The sequence below is a fragment of the Paraburkholderia tagetis genome (assembly GCF_022213065.1).
Taxonomy (GTDB): Bacteria; Pseudomonadota; Gammaproteobacteria; order Burkholderiales; family Burkholderiaceae; genus Paraburkholderia; species Paraburkholderia tagetis.
Genome location: NZ_JAKLJA010000016.1, coordinates 127,898 through 143,218, shown reverse-complemented (window position 1 = coordinate 143,218; position 15,321 = coordinate 127,898). Strand labels below are relative to the sequence as shown.

At 64.5% G+C, this 15,321-nt stretch carries 13 protein-coding genes and 1 pseudogene; 8 read left to right on the top strand and 6 right to left on the bottom strand.

From position 1 onward, the window contains the following. Nucleotides 1-287 precede the first annotated feature (287 nt). Nucleotides 288-1,130: a helix-turn-helix transcriptional regulator gene (locus L5014_RS19900; protein ID WP_238465456.1), complete on the top strand. Its 843-nt coding sequence runs from the start codon at nt 288-290 to the stop codon at nt 1,128-1,130. A 61-nt stretch (nt 1,131-1,191) separates the two neighbouring features. On the opposite strand, the gene L5014_RS19895 is transcribed toward L5014_RS19900, so the two are convergent. The 5 genes from L5014_RS19895 to L5014_RS19875 form a co-directional block, all read right to left on the bottom strand. Beyond that, complete coding sequence (locus tag L5014_RS19895) at nt 1,192-1,779, bottom strand: LysE family translocator (protein WP_238465455.1); 588 nt, start codon at nt 1,777-1,779, stop codon at nt 1,192-1,194. A gap of 149 nt (nt 1,780-1,928) precedes the next feature. Continuing rightward, a complete protein-coding gene (gene metE / locus L5014_RS19890) occupies nt 1,929-4,232 on the bottom strand; it encodes a 5-methyltetrahydropteroyltriglutamate--homocysteine S-methyltransferase (RefSeq protein WP_238465454.1) in 2,304 nt (767 codons plus the stop codon). Nucleotides 4,233-4,542: 310 nt separating this feature from the next. Next, nucleotides 4,543-4,800, bottom strand: coding sequence for a hypothetical protein (locus L5014_RS19885; protein WP_238465453.1), 258 nt, complete (start codon nt 4,798-4,800; stop codon nt 4,543-4,545). Then, a complete protein-coding gene (locus L5014_RS19880) occupies nt 4,781-5,299 on the bottom strand; it encodes a DUF2778 domain-containing protein (RefSeq protein WP_238465452.1) in 519 nt (172 codons plus the stop codon). The genes L5014_RS19885 and L5014_RS19880 overlap by 20 nt, the downstream gene beginning before the upstream one ends. Nucleotides 5,300-5,311: 12 nt before the next feature. Continuing rightward, nucleotides 5,312-5,797, bottom strand: coding sequence for an Hcp family type VI secretion system effector (locus L5014_RS19875; protein WP_238465451.1), 486 nt, complete (start codon nt 5,795-5,797; stop codon nt 5,312-5,314). 397 nt (nt 5,798-6,194) lie between these two features. Between L5014_RS19875 and L5014_RS19870 the strand changes: the two genes are divergently transcribed. The 7 genes and pseudogenes from L5014_RS19870 to L5014_RS19840 form a co-directional block, all read left to right on the top strand. Continuing rightward, nucleotides 6,195-7,139, top strand: coding sequence for a LysR family transcriptional regulator (locus L5014_RS19870; protein WP_238465450.1), 945 nt, complete (start codon nt 6,195-6,197; stop codon nt 7,137-7,139). Beyond that, nucleotides 7,136-7,906 carry a precorrin-6A synthase (deacetylating) gene (gene cobF / locus L5014_RS19865; protein WP_238465449.1) on the top strand — a complete coding sequence of 257 codons (771 nt, stop codon included), beginning with the start codon at nt 7,136-7,138 and terminating at the stop codon, nt 7,904-7,906. The genes L5014_RS19870 and cobF overlap by 4 nt, the downstream gene beginning before the upstream one ends. 383 nt (nt 7,907-8,289) lie before the next feature. Further along, nucleotides 8,290-9,978 (top strand): methyl-accepting chemotaxis protein, encoded by a 1,689-nt coding sequence (locus tag L5014_RS19860; RefSeq protein WP_238465448.1) that lies wholly within the window; start codon nt 8,290-8,292, stop codon nt 9,976-9,978. A gap of 577 nt (nt 9,979-10,555) precedes the next feature. Next, the gene (locus tag L5014_RS19855; protein WP_238465447.1) at nt 10,556-10,801 is read left to right on the top strand and encodes a hypothetical protein; all 246 of its coding nucleotides are present in this window, start codon (nt 10,556-10,558) and stop codon (nt 10,799-10,801) included. 349 nt (nt 10,802-11,150) lie between these two features. After that, nucleotides 11,151-12,140, top strand: coding sequence for a DedA family protein/thiosulfate sulfurtransferase GlpE (locus L5014_RS19850; protein ID WP_238465446.1), 990 nt, complete (start codon nt 11,151-11,153; stop codon nt 12,138-12,140). 47 nt (nt 12,141-12,187) lie between these two features. Then, complete coding sequence (locus L5014_RS19845) at nt 12,188-13,960, top strand: FAD-dependent oxidoreductase (protein WP_238465445.1); 1,773 nt, start codon at nt 12,188-12,190, stop codon at nt 13,958-13,960. Nucleotides 13,961-13,977: 17 nt separating this feature from the next. Further along, a pseudogene (locus L5014_RS19840) lies at nt 13,978-14,479 on the top strand (DNA glycosylase AlkZ-like family protein); the annotation flags it as partial. Between the two features lie 32 nt (nt 14,480-14,511). Here the strand turns inward: L5014_RS19840 and L5014_RS19835 are convergent. After that, complete coding sequence (locus L5014_RS19835; RefSeq protein ID WP_238465444.1) at nt 14,512-14,787, bottom strand: hypothetical protein; 276 nt, start codon at nt 14,785-14,787, stop codon at nt 14,512-14,514. Nucleotides 14,788-15,321 lie beyond the last annotated feature (534 nt).

Here is a 15,321-nt window from a genome sequence, read left to right as displayed (position 1 = left end):
CATCACCGCCTCACGACACTTGACCTGAAGACAGCAAAAACCTGAACATCATGTGTCAACGATGTCCCCGTACATGTGTCAACCATGTCTCCAGTCTGTACACCGCGGCAAAGAAAAGTAGGTGCCGCCCCGCACAGGGGCAACGCTAATAGACCGACACGAAAACAAGGAAACGCGAATCGAACCGCGAAAACGCGAAAACGCAAAAAACGCAAAAATCCAAGCCCCAAACGCGACTGCGTTAATATACGAATGCGCTTCGCGCCGTATCGCCACCGAGGTCCACTGTGCCGCAACCGACCGATTCCACGCCTGTTTTCTGGCGCGACCCAGCGCTCCCATTCATCGAAGTCCGCGCCATTGCCGACGGCCGCAAGCTGCGCTACGGCCGCCACGCGCACAGCACATTCTCGATCGGCGCGGTAACGGGCGGGCGCAGCACCTATCTGAACGGCAACACGCTCGAGCACGTGCATGCGGGCGCGGTCGTCATCGTCGACCCGGACGTTGTGCACGCATGCAATCCCGTCGCCGACGAGGCATGGGCCTATCGCATGTTCTATCTCGACGTCGGCTGGCTCGCGAAACTTCAGCACGCGCAGGGTTTCGGCACGCAGGCGGAATTCGTTCCATTCACGCAGACGCTCACGTGGCATGCAGAGCTATTCGCGGGCCTGAATGCGCTTTACGACGTGCTCGTGAATCCGCGCATGGACGTGCCGCGCAAGGAGAGCGCCGTCACGCAATACTTCACCGCGCTCCAGCGGGCGCTCAACCCCGCACCGCAGGAAAACACGCCGCGCGAGCCAAACCAGCGCCTCGCGCGCGCCGCCGAATTCATCGACGGCAATTACACACGCACGCTCAAGCTCGAAGAAATCTGCGCGGCGGCGGACTTGTCGCCTTCGTATTTGATACGCGCGTTTCGCGAGCAATACGGCATGACACCGCACGCGTATGTGGTGAACCGGCGCATCGAGTTCTGCCGCGCGCAATTACGCCGCGGCCATGCGATCGCCGATGTCGCCGCCGAAGCCGGTTTCGCGGATCAGGCCCACCTTCAACGTGCCTTCCGCCAGTTCGTGGCAGCCACGCCCGGGCAATACCGCGGCCAGAGCGCGTGCGGGTGAATCACGTCGAATGCGCTGAATACGCCGAATACATCGAGCGCATACGCTGCTCGCGCACAGTTCATTCAAGCAATAGCCACAGCGCGCTCGCGGCGAGCAACAACGCCATCGTCCGGTTCACGAAGCGCACGCGGGCCGGTTCGCGCAGCGCCTGACGCAGCGACGCGCCCGCCCACGCCCAGCACGCAATCGACGCATAGCAAACCACGAAGTAGATCGCCGCGAACTGCCACACGATCCCATTCTCGCCCGAGGCCGCATACGCGCCCATGCCCGCGACGGAGGCCAGCCACGCCTTGGGGTTGAGCCACTGCATCGCCGCGCCGGTCATGAGCGACGGGCCACGCGCAGCGCGAGGCGTATCGATATGCCCATCGTCCGTCGCGAGCTTGCACGCGACGTAGAGCAGAAACGCCACGCCCGCCCATTCGATCGCGCGCGTGAGGAACGGCCACTGCGCGAGCAACTCGCGCAGGCCGAGGCCAATCAGCAGCAACAACAGCGCGAAGCCGACCGTCGCGCCGGTCACGTGGCGCAGGCTCGCGCGCAGTCCGTAGCGCGCGCCCGCGCCCAGCGCAACGATATTGACGGGCCCCGGGGTGATCGACGTGGCCAGCGCAAAAGCGGCCATGGAAAGTGCGGTGCTCACGGTTCTCCTCGATACGCCAGACGGCGATGATCCACCGCCTAGCGTAAGAGGCACGCGCGAACATGTATTGAAGAAAATTGCCTCGTTTTCCCGAGGCACCGAGGCACCGAGGCACCGAGGCACAATCGAGGCACAACCGGTGCGCAACCTCAGGCCGCAACAGTCGCGCCCGCTTCGCGCGCGCTCGCGGCCATGCGTTCGCGCAGCACGCGCGCCGCGCTCACCATGTTGCGCAGCGCGGCTTCGGTCTCCGGCCACGCGCGCGTCTTCAGGCCGCAATCGGGATTCACCCAGAGGCGCGCGGCGGGAATCGTCTCGCAGGCACGCTCGATGAGACGCACCATCTCGTCGACGCCCGGCACACGCGGCGAATGAATGTCGTAGACGCCTGGCCCGATTGCGTTCGGGTACGCGAACTCGCCGAACGCGTCGAGCAACTCCATCGCCGAGCGCGAGGTCTCGATAGTGATGACGTCCGCATCGAGCGCTGCGATGGCGGGCAGGATATCGTTGAACTCCGAATAGCACATGTGCGTATGGATCTGCGTGGCGTCCGCGACGCCCGACGAAGCCACGCGAAACGCGCGCACGGCCCAGTCGAAATACGCTTCATGTTCGGCGCGGCGCAGCGGCAGGCCCTCGCGGAACGCCGGCTCGTCGATCTGCACGATGCCGATGCCGGCCTTCTCCAGATCGCAGACTTCGTCGCGCACGGCGAGCGCGAGTTGCAACGCCGTCACCGCGCGCGGCTGGTCGTCGCGCACGAACGACCATTGCAGCAGCGTGACCGGACCGGTCAGCATGCCCTTCATCGGGCGCGTCGTGAGCGACTGCGCATGGCGGATCGCATCGACGGTCATCGGCTCGGCGCGGTACACATCGCCGTAAATGAGCGGCGGCTTCACGCAGCGCGAGCCGTAGCTCTGCACCCAGCCGTTCTCCGTGACCGCGAAGCCCCAGAGCAGCTCCGCGAAGTATTCGACCATGTCGTTGCGCTCGGCTTCGCCGTGCACGAGCACGTCGAGACCCAGCGCTTCCTGGCAGCGCACCGCGCGCGCCGTTTCCTCGCGCATGCGCTCGAGGTAGTCGAGCGCGCTCAATTCGCCGCGCCGGTGAGCGGCGCGCGCTTCGCGGATCGCCTGGGTTTGCGGGAACGAGCCGATCGTCGTGGTGGGCATGAGCGGCAGGCGCAGCGCGTCGCGCTGGGCGTGCTCGCGCACGTCGAACGCATTCGCGCGCCGCGCCATCGCTGCGTCCACGGCCGCCGTGCGCTTTTGCACCAGCGCATTAATCACCGCCGACGAGCGCGCGCGGGCCGCAAGCGCCGCGCTAGCCGCTTCGAGCTGCGGCTGCGCGGCGACACGATCCGCCAGCGCGAGCGCGAGCGTGCGCACTTCCGTAAGCTTTTCCGTGGCGAACGCGAGCCACGACTTGACCTGCGCGTCGAGCCTGCGCTCGCCTTCGAGCGACACCGGCACGTGCGCGAGCGAACATGAAGGCGCGATCCAGAGGCGTTCGCCGAACTGGGCATGCGTCTCGCGCAGCGTGTCGGCAATGGCCGCAAGATCGGCGCGCCACACGTTGCGGCCGTCGATCACGCCTGCGGAGAGCACCTGATCGTCGCGCAAGGCCGCGCGCCAAACGTCGAGTTGCTCCGGCGCGCGCACGAGATCGATATGCACACCTTGCACCGGCAGCTTCGCCACGCGCGGCGCATGCTGCGCCGCCGAGCCGAAGTACGTGCCGAGCAGCAGCTTCACGCCGCTGTGGCCAAGCTGATCGTAGGCCGTGGTCAATGCCTCGTGCCATGCAGCGTCGAGATCGCAGCAGAGCGCGGGCTCGTCTAGCTGCACCCATTCCACGCCGCGCGCCTTCAAGGCTTCGAGCACGCGCGCATAGCGCGCGACGAGACCGGGCAGCAAGGCGAGCCGGTCGAAGCCCGCCACGCGGCTCTTCGCGAGCCACAGCCACGTGAGCGGGCCGATCAGCACCGGCTTGACTTCGTGGCCCAGCGCGTGCGCTTCGTCGACTTCTTCGAGGAGCCATTCGACGCCGCCCTCAAAGCGCGTCTGCGGTCCGATCTCGGGCACGAGATAGTGGTAGTTCGTGTCGAACCACTTCGTCATCTCCATGGCCGGCTGCGCGGCGTTGCCGCGTGCGAGCGCGTAGTACTGCACGAGCGAGAGCGTGCGCGCGTCGAAGCCGAAGCGCTCCGGCAAGGCGCCGAGCAAAGCGCTCGTGCTCAACATCGGGTCGTACCACGCGAAGTCGCCCGCGCACACGAAATCGAGCCCCGCCGCGCGCTGCGTGCGCCAGTGGCGCGTGCGTAATTGCGCGCCCACTTCACGCAGATTGGCTTCGTCTAGCTCGCCGCGCCAGAACGCCTCTTGCGCGAACTTGAGTTCGCGCTGTGCGCCGATGCGGGGAAAACCGGGAATATGCGTGCGTACCATGATCGCCTGTCCGTCTTTGTTTCGTATGAATGGGCGCATTGTCGAAGTCGCGCTATCATTCATCAAGCGACATGTTTTCATCGAAGTATGAATCGCATTCATATCCTGCCGCCTCGCTCGAAGAGACGGCGGCCACCATGGACCCGCTCACCACGGCCGTGCAGGTCAATGCCGACGCGAGCGTGCACGTGGAAGCAATGCTTACCCCGTGGCAATGCCGATCAACGAAACTGTGTCGATGATCGTCACCAAAAAGAACGATCCCTACTCAGGGTGGTCTGCTGAGTAGGGATCGTGTGCTGCCGTCAAGTTATGTCTTCGTTCGGTAGTACCGCCACAGCCTCATGATCGCCATATAGGCGAGCACTGCCACGATTAGTTCGATCGTCAGCCAGACTACGAAATACAAGTTGTCCGGATCGTCGACACCAAGCAAATCCGAAGCACGCAACCATGCACGCGCTTCGCTTGCTGTCCACTTATCGGATAGCGGGATATAGCGAACGGAAATAAGAAACAACCCGATAAACAGCGCGACCTTGAGTAGCCTACGGACAAGTATTGCCATACGTGATGACCTCAATTGTTCCGTATGAATTAAGCCCCGAATTGCCAGCAGGTATAGTATCGGTGCGCAGCAACACCGAACGGATTCTCAGGAAATCGACACGGCTTGGCAGGGTAATGCAGCCAAGTGACAGCCCCTGACCACCTGCGGGATGCAACCGAAACTGACCGCGCTTGACACCATTGACCCAGGTGTAATCGTCGATGAACCCATCATCGCGATACAGCGCGAACCATTCAAAGTGATCGGATGGATTCCCCCTGTAGAAATTCCACTCATCCTTAAACCACGCTTGAAGCCGGGAGCCTACACCGCCGGCAGGACGCTCAACGATCCAATATTTGCCAGCCGGAAGTGGTCCATTTTCGACAATCGCTGTACATCCCCCCCGGTTCCGATAGATGCCGTTACCCGAGTACGCGTCGAACGTACCCAAACCATCAAAGGTAAGGGGTGACAGTAATTTGTTATCGACCAGAAATTTACCCTTATAAGCCATTGTTACCCCCGCTTATCCGCGCTCATTCCATGAATCGGTGTACTTGATATTTCCATCCAGGTAGTGCCACGTAATGCGGTCATACATCATGGACACGGCTTCAACGTGATTGAGAACGGACGCCTGCGACAGCCGGGTATTAGTCATACCGGGATTGATGCCGCAGACCTTCACACCTTCGAGTAGCATCACGAAATACACTTCCTCTCTTCCTGCATCGTTGATGCGATACCACTTGATCTCAGCGGATTTCAACGTTTGCCCCTTCGCCACGGCCTTGTAAAGATAAGGCGTCGCCGCATCGAATTCCTTCTCGAACGCAACCGGCGAGTGCGCACGCGTGCCGGTGATCTTGCCGTTGGCAGCGTCAACCGGAAGATTTACACCATGTCCAAAGCTGATAATTTCAATGCTTCCTTCGCGACCCTGAACGGTTGACGAACCTTTGATGTCTGCGCCGCCATCATCTTTAAGCCACATATGTGCAGGAATCGGCATATCGAAAACGCTCCTTGAGAAGGGTTAATGTGAATTACCGCTTTACCGAGCCTAATTGAATTCACAATCCGCGATGTCGTAATTTGCATAAGAAACCTTTCATTTGACAACACTTGACAAAATCGTTGGTTCAAAACAAAAAAGCCCCGGCAATGCGGGGCATTCATCTTTGCGCTGTCGGCGCTGGCACTATTCGGCAGCGGCCTCGCCGCGCGCCCATGCGGGGAAAACCGAAACGTGCGTGCGTGCCCCTGGTCGCCTGTCCGTCTTCGTTTCGTATGAACGGGTGCATTGTCGAAGTCGCGCTATCATTCATCACGCGACATGTTTTTCATCGAAGTATGAGTCCAGTTCATCTCCAACTTTCTCTTCACGCGCGCATAGCGCGCGCAACCGCATGATCGAGCTACGTCATCTGCGCTCGCTCGCGGCCATCGCCGACTCGGGCAAGCTCGTGGCCGCCGCCACGCGCGTGCATCTAAGCCAGTCGGCGCTCTCGCACCAGATTCGCGACATCGAAGCGCATTACGGCGTCTCGCTCTTCGAGCGCACGCGCCAGGGGCTGCGCTTCACGCCCGCGGGCGAGCGCCTGCTCGCGCTCGCCCGCGAAACGCTCGCCGCCGTGGCCACCGCCGAGCGCGATCTCGTGCGCCTGAAGGGCGACGCGCGCGGCGAGTTGCGCATCGTGCTCGAATGCCATACCTGCTTCGACTGGCTCATGCCGGTGATGGACGAGTTCCGCCGCCGCTGGCCCGAGGTCGAAGTCGACCTGGTGGCGGGCTTTCATGCCGATCCCATGCGCTTGATCGCAGAGGGCAAGGCCGACGTGGTGATCGGTTCGAAGCCGCGCGCGCGGCGCGGGCTCGTGATCGCGCCGCTGTTTCGCTTCGAGATTCTCGTGGTCATGGCCAACGAGCATCGCCTGCGCAACCGCCGCCGCCTCCAGGCCGAGGACCTGCGCGACGAAACGCTCATCACCTACCCCGTGCCCGAATCGCGCATCGACCTGATCCGCGAAGTGCTCGACCCCGCGCATATCAAGCTCGAACGCCGCACGGCCGAGTTGACCATCGCGATCATGCAACTCGTGGCGAGCCGGCGCGGCATTGCCGCGCTGCCGAACTGGGGCGTAAAAAGCTACGTCGACCACGACTACGTGCTCGCGCGGCGCGTGGGCGCGAAGGGCCTCTGGAGCGAACTCTACGCCGTCGCACCCAAGGCGCTCGCCACGCGCCCCTACTTCGCGGACTTCGTGACGATTGTGCGCGACACGTGTGCCGCGCAGCTCGACGGCATCGAGCTGCTTTCCGACGACACCTCCTCTTCAGGAATTTCCAGGTGAAAAAGATCCTCGTTATCGGCATTGGTGCCGGCGACCCGAATTACCTGACCGTGCAGGCCATCGAGGCGCTCAACGCCGCCGATGTGTTTTTCGTAATGGACAAAGGCCCCGCGAAAGACAAACTCGTGGCGCTGCGCAAGGAGATTTGCGCGCGTTTCATTAGCGATCCGAATTATCGAATTGTCGAAGCAACAAGCCCCGAACGGCGGCGCGATGGCGTCGAATACAAAGCCGCCGTCGACGAGCTCAATCGCGACAAGCAGCAGGTGTTTGAAGGCCTGATCGAGAACGAGCTGGCCGAGGGGCAATGCGGCGCCTTCCTCGTCTGGGGCGACCCGTCGCTCTACGACAGCACGATCCGCATTCTCGACGCGATACTCGCCGAGCGGCGGCTCGCGTTCGAATTCGAGGTGATTCCGGGCATCAGCAGCGTGCAGGCGCTCGCGGCGAAGCACCGCGTGCCGCTGAACTTCATCGGCAAGCCCGTGAGCATCACGACCGGCCGGCGGCTCGCGGAGAACGGTTTTCCCGACGATGCCGATAGCGCTGTCGTGATGCTGGACGCGCAGAACGCCTATGCACAGCTTGCGGGCGAGGATCTGGACATCTATTGGGGCGCCTATGTGGGCACGCCCGATGAGATTCTCGTGGCGGGGCGTCTCGAAGAGGTGAAGGACGAGATCATGCGCGTGCGCATGCAGGCGCGCGAGGCGAACGGCTGGATCATGGATACCTATCTGCTGCGCAAGCGCGGCGTGCGGGACTGAACGCAGGGGCAACGCCAGGCGATTTTTGCAATATCGTTTCCGCCCTCCCTGCCCGAGACCGAACTTTTCCATGCAATGACTTTTAGATCAGGGAGTTAGCGTCACGCTCCCATCGTTATCAACAAGGACTTCAACAAAAACTGGGGATAAGCCAGACGGGTACGCCAGGGGGCCGCTTGTCCACAGATTCCGTGAGCAAGCCTGTGCATATCCTTCTGATAGGCCAACCAAGTCCTTGAGCGCACAAGGAATTTCCTCCACGCATCACGAATTGCTCGCGCGTCGGCGCGCACCGAGCGGCCAATCCCCTAAAGATCGTAGGGGAAATGCCGATAACCCTTGCAAGTTGTCGGGTCGTGAGCGACCCCATTGCAAGGAACCCCATGCGCAACAACCAACCCGTCACGCAGCAGGAATACGACTTTCCCGCTTCGCAGATGCTCGTCTCGGCCACCGATCTCAAGGGCCGCATTCAATATTGCAATCCCACGTTCGTCTCGGTTTCCGGCTTCGCGAAAGAAGAGTTGATCGGCAAGGCACACAACGTCATCCGCCATCCCGACATGCCGGCCGAAGCGTTCGCCGACCTGTGGGAGACCATTCGCGCCGGCCGCCCGTGGACCGCGCTCGTGAAGAACCGCCGCAAGAACGGCGACCACTACTGGGTGCGCGCTAATGTGACGCCCGTCTCGGAGCAGGGCACCGTGGTGGGCTATCTGAGCGTGCGCGTGAAGCCGAGCCGCGAGGAAATCCGCGAGGCCGAGGCGCTCTACGCGCAGATGCGCGAAGGCCGCCTGCGCGGCGTGCGCCTGCGTCACGGCGAGCTCGTGCGCACCGGCCTCTTTGGCGCGGTACGCTCGTTCATGCGTCTGCCCGTGGCTACGCGCATCGCGTTTGGCTATGCGCTCGTGCCCACCGCGCTCGCCGCGGCCGGCTTCGGTGCCTGGCGCGGGCTGCCGCCCACGCCGTTCTGGTGCGCGTTCGGCGCGGCAGCGGTGTGCAGCCTCGCGGCCTGGCGGCTCGCCACGCGTCACCTGGGCGAGCCGCTCGCGCAGATGTCGATGGCGTCCACGCGCATGGCCGCGGGCGACCTCACCGCCACGCTCGCCATTGCGTCGAAGGATGATCTCGGCGACGTGCTCCAGGCGCTCAATCAACTGCAGGCCAATCTCACTGCCATCGTGCTCGATGTGCGCTCGCAGATCGACGGCATGCTCGAGGCCGCGCGCGAAATCTCCACCGGCAATCTCGATCTCTCGCGCCGCACCGAATTGCAGGCCGCCTCGCTCGAAGAGACGGCTGCCACCATGGATCAGCTCACCACCACCGTGCAGGCCAACGCCGACGCAAGCGTGCGCGCGCTCGACCTCGCGCGCGAGGCGCAGGCCGCCGCCGCCCACGGCGGCTCGATCGCGGGCCGCATGGAGCACACGATGTCCGGCATCACCGACGCCTCGCGGCGCATCGCCGACATCACCGGCGTGATCGACGGCATCGCGTTCCAGACCAATATCCTCGCGCTCAATGCGGCCGTCGAGGCCGCGCGCGCGGGCGAGGCGGGCCGCTCGTTCGCCGTGGTCGCCGGCGAGGTGCGCATGCTCGCGCAGCGCTGCGCGGCCTCCGCGAAGGAGATCAAGCAGGTCGTGGACGCGAGCGTGAGCGAGATTGCCCAGGGCACGGAGCTTGTCGGCCATACCACTGCCCAGATGCGCGCCATCGACGAAGCCGTGAGCCGCGTCTCGGCCATCATCGTCGAGGTCGCCAACGCGAGCGGCGAGCAGGCCGAGGGCATCCACCAGGTCAACCAGGCGGTCGCGCATCTGGACAGCGCCACGCAGCAGAACGCCGCGCTCGTCGAGCAGGCGGCGGCCACGGCGCAGCGGCTCGCCGAGCAGGCCGACGTGCTGGACGAGGCCGTGCGCCTGTTCACCGTCGCGGGCACGCATTCGGGCTCACACAGCGCACCGGCACCGCGCAAGGCGCGGCGCGGCGGCTCACACGCGGGAGTCACGCAAGCCCCTGTGCACGTGCACACGCAGGCGCGCGAGCAGGAGGAAGCGGTCGAGGCGTGAGCGCTTTCGCAACGGCGCAGGAGCATGAAGCAAGAGCATGAAAACACGTGACGCATGCCGCTTCTCATCGTGCTCGCAAGCCTTCCGTAATCCCGTTGCTTGCTTCGATTAAGCTGATAGATCGGCATAAATCCCATCTCGACGGCCCACAGGCCAGGCCTCACTATGGACCCCGTCAGCGCCCATGACCTGGGTGCTGATCCGAGTAACAACGGCGTTTCAACGGCTCACCTGGCCTCTACCGGGTGAGCCGTTTTTTCTTGCGCGAGCGGTGAGGAAATACGGGAGCCCCTATAGCCACGGATAACCCGCCACTGATAATCCGCTGCCCGCCAGGAAGCCGTTAAAGCCGCTTTGCGTCATGACCATGACAACGCGTCATGCATCCGCACACGGCACACGCTACGTTGCAAGGCGCGCAAAAATCCTCATGCCGGCACACGTGCGGGCATGGACTCGCGTTAAACTGGCTGGCCGGGGCTGGCGGCAGGCCGGTGTGTGCGCCCGCGCTCACAGCCATGAGACGCCGCGCAGCCGACCCCGTACAATTGGCTCGACCACACACGAGGGCAACATAATGCGCACGACCGGGTCTTCCGGAACCATGACCCTGCTCACCGAGCATGACGACTCGACCGGACGCGAAACGCGTTCGCTGCGCCTCGAATCGGCGGCCGACGGCAAGAGCCTCTTGCTGGTCGAAGTCGACGAGCGCAAGCCGGGCATCCACCGCGAAGTGCGTTATGAAATCACGCCTGCGGAACTGATCGCGGCTATCCGCGCGCAGGGCGCCGAGCTTCCAGGGGAATCGCACAGCCGGTAATACGCGGCCGAGTTCCCGAGTTCCATAACGGACCGCTTGCGAAGACACCCGAAGACACCCTCTCGCGGCGTCTTCGCAAACGCACGCGCGTTCGCGCCGTGCGCCTTCCGCTGCGCACCGTCCTCGGTACACCGTCCTCGGTGCGCCTTCATTCCCCCCCGCCCGGGCGGCGCCTTGCGCCGCCCATCCTTCGGCCAGCCCGCCACACCAGCGCCCGAGCGCAACAAATCCGCATTGGGCGTATGCTTTGGGCCGCGCTTGCACGCCGTCGAAATGCGTCCATAATCGATACGTTATTTTTCCAGTTTGCGCCGTCCCCACGGCGCCCCCGGGGCAAGGAAGTAAGCCGATGCTACATGACCTCATCGCGCAGTACGGGCCTGCGCTCGTGTTCCTGAACGTGCTCGCCGGATCGCTCGGCCTGCCCGTGCCCGCGATGCCGGCGCTCGTGCTGTTCGGCGCCATGGCCGCCATGCATCCCGGTTCGATCGGCGAGCAAGTCGCGCCGGTGCTCGGGCTCTCGATTATCGCCACGCTCATCGGCGACAGCGTCTGGTTCCTCGCCGGCCGGCTCTACGGCGGCAACACGCTCAAGACGCTCTGCAAGCTCTCGCTCTCGCGCGACACCTGCGTGAAGAAGACCGAGCGCTTCTTCGGCCGCTGGGGCGTGCGCGTGCTCGCCATCGCCAAGTTCGTGCCGGGCCTCTCGATCGTCTCCGTGCCGATGGCAGGCGCGATGGGCACGCCCTACCGCCAGTTCGTCGGCTTCGACGGCATTGGCGCCGCGCTCTGGTCGGGCACGGGTCTTTTGATCGGCGTGCTGTTCGCACCGCAGATCGACATGCTGTTCGCGGGCGCGAGCCGCCTCGGGCGCCTCACCGCGGTCGTGATCGTCGTGCTGTTGCTGCTCTACGCCGCGTATCGCTGGCAGCGCCGCCGCCAACTCATCAAGAAGCTCGCGAACGCGCGCATCACCGTCGACGATCTCTATGGCGCGATGACCAACCTGCCGCCGCCCGTGATCTTCGATATCCGCTCGGCAGAAAAGCGCAAGCTCGATCCGTACATCATCCCAGGGTCGCTGTTCGCCGACGAGCGCCAGCTCGACGAGATTCTCGAGAAGTATCCGCGCGACCAGAAGCTCGTGATCTACTGCTCGTGCCCCAATGAAATTTCCGCGGCCTGGATGGCGAAGAAGCTCGCCGAAGCTGGTTTCGTCGACGTGCTGCCGCTGCTCGGCGGCATCGACGCCTGGCGCGACGCGGGCCGCACGCTCGAGCCGCTGCAAGTCATGGAACACCCCGAGGTGCCGGTCAACATCACACCGAAACCCGTCTGATCCGCGCGGCGCCTCTGCACCGCCGCGCGCATGAGGAGAAACGCCTGATGGGCTCTATTGCAACTGAGCCGCCTCGCTACGAGGCCTCGCATTCCACGCTTTCCGATACGCAGCCGCAACCCGCCGAAGCGCCCTTCTCGACGCTCTCCACGCGGCGCCACCAGATGTTCCCGATTCTCACCGACGATGAGATCGCGCGGCTCTCGCGCTTTGGCGAGCGGCGTCGCTGGGAGCCGGGCGAGTTGCTGTTTCAGACGGGCACGACCGGCCCCGGCATGTTCGTGCTGCTCTGCGGCCAGGTGAAGGTGTTGCAACGCGATGGACTCGGTCACGAGCGGCTGATCAACGAGCATGGACCCGGCAGCTTCCTCGCCGAAGTGGGCCAGCTCTCGGGCGGGCCGTCGCTCGTTGACGGCCTCGCGCTCGAGCCGGTCGAGGCGCTGCTCATCCCGCCCGAGCGCTTGCGCGCGGCCATCGTCGCCGAAGCCGAACTGGGCGAGCGCATCGTGCGCGCGCTGATCCTGCGGCGCGTCGCGCTGATCGAGAAAGGCGCGGGCGGCCCGATTCTGGTCGGCAAGCACGACGACCCTTCCATGCTCTCGCTACAGGGCTTTCTCTCGCGCAACGGCCATCCGTACTCGGTGTTCGACGAGCGCGACGAGAGCGCGATGCTCTGCGTGATCGAGCGCTTCGCGGCGCGCAACGAAGACCTGCCGCTCGTGATCTGCCCCGATGGCTCGGTGCTGCGCCACCCCACCTCGCCCGAGCTCGCCACCTGCCTCGGCTTGTTGCCCGAACTCGATGGCGAGCGCGTCTACGACGTGGCCGTGGTGGGCGCCGGGCCGGCCGGCCTCGCGACCGCTGTGTACGCGGCCTCCGAGGGTCTTTCGGTGATCGTGCTCGACGCGCGCGCCCCGGGCGGCCAGGCCGGCGCCAGCGCGCGCATCGAGAACTATCTGGGCTTTCCCACCGGCATCTCCGGCCAGGCGCTCGCGGGCCGCGCGTTCGTGCAGGCGCAGAAGTTCGGCGCGCACGTGGCCATTCCCGTCATGGTGCGCAAGCTCCATTGCAACGAGGAGCCGCGCCGCCTCGAAACCTGTAGCGGCAACGTGCGTGCGCGCACCGTCGTGATCGCGAGCGGCGCGATCTACCGGCGGCCCGCGATTGCCGGACTCGACCGCTATACGGGGCGCGGCGTCTACTACTGGGCCTCGCCGGTCGAGGCAAAGCTCTGCAAGCACGAGAACGTCGTGCTGGTGGGCGGCGGCAACTCGGCGGGCCAGGCAATCGTCTATCTCGCCTCGCACGCACACCATATCGACGTGCTGATCCGCAAGTCCGGTTTCGAATCGACGATGTCGCGCTATCTGATCGACCGGATCGCATCGCTGCCCAACGTCACGGTGCATCCGCAGTGCGAGATCGGCGCGCTCGAGGAAGACGACGCCGGGCTCGCGGCCATCCGCCTGAAAGCGCAGTGCCCTTCGTCGGGCGCGGAGCGCTTCGACGCGCGCCATCTGTTCCTCTTCACAGGCGCCGATCCCAACACCAGTTGGCTGCACGAATGCGGCGTGGCGCTCGACATGCACGGCTTCGTGCTCACCGGCGCGAACGACGCATCGTGCAGCCTCGCCACGTCGGTCGATGGCATCTACGCGATCGGCGATGCGCGCGCGGGCTCGACCAAGCGCGTTGCGGCAGCGGTGGGCGAAGGCGCGGCCGTGGTCGCGCAAATCCACCAGTGGCTTAGCGCGGCGCCTGTGCCGCGCGCCACCGTGACGCCGGCCGCCATGGCCGCCATGGCAGGCTTGAATGCGTGACGAGACGGTGCTCGACACGCCAGCCGGCGCGGGCGCGCTATCTTCGCAGCGCCGACGCAGGCGATCTCGTGCCCGTGCGCGTGGAAGACTGGAAGCACGATGCGTTCGTGCATCGCGACTTCGCACCGCTCATCGACGATGCCGCGAGTGGCGCGCTGGCCTCGACGGCCTCCACGCTGCTCTCGCCATTCGCTCCGATCGCATGGGACCGCAAGCGCGCAACGGCACTGTTCGGCTTCGACTATGCGATCGCATGCCATCTGCCCGCGCACATCACAAGCGCAAACAGGATTACTTCGTACTGCCGATATTGAGTCGTGGCGTCTTGAGCCGGGCGTGCGCGCGAGTGGCCGTCTCGTGAGCGATCTGCGGCGCGCGCTGCAACGTTGCGCCGACTGGCATGGCACACGGGAACTGCGGATTGGCGAGGCGCCGCGCGGCCCGGCCGCCGCGCTACTCGCCGATTCGCGAAGCCCAAAAAGAAGCGCGGGCGGCGCGCCCCGGGTTCCACACCCGTGATGCACGCCGCCCGCGCGGTCTTCTGTGGTTGCTCAGCGCTCCAGCTTCACGCGCAATTCGCGCGCCGCTTCCAGCAAGCCTTCATAGCCCGAGCGCGCATGCTCGGGCAGGTCCGGGTCGCCCACCAGCGCGCCCAGCGTTTCGATCAGGCTGAAGACCAGCCCCTTGGCCGCGCCCTTGGCGATGCTGCCGCTCTTCACGCCTTCGTCGACGTGTGACAACGCCGCGTTGAGATTCTCCAGATCCTGCTTGCGCGCGTCGCCGCCAGGCGCTTGAGCGTCATCCTTTTGCGTGTCGTCGCTCGTCATGATGAACCGTTTCCCCTTGCTGGTATGTCGTGGAAAAAAATCCCGCACTGCTATTTATATACCCATCGCAGACAGCCGTCCATCGAGCGCACCGGGTCGCTCGTGGCGGCGTCCGGCCGCCCCGCAGCGCGTCGAACGGCTCCCGAATCTTCTCACCTTTGCACATCTCTTGCCGATGCGTGCGCCACACGCGCTTGCTACGGCTCATGGCCGGCGCAAAGAAAAGCCCTGAAAACAAGCGTCGATTCGCTGATCGCGAGGCAAGCCGGTCACGTGACGGTGCGCTACGGCGGGCGCACGGGCTCACTCCCGAAAACGCTCACCTTTGCGCGATGAAGATGCCTCGCGCACCCGTTGCGCCGCTGAGCGGCGCGGCGCGATACGCTTGCGTACCAGCGCATCGCTACGCGTTTCCCCCTTGTTTCAAGACACTTTCTCGTCAAGCACCCATTCGTCGCTTAGCGCACGCGGCACCTCGACGGTGCGCTTGCACGCTGCGCTCCGCTCACTCCCGAAAAGACTCACCTTAATGGC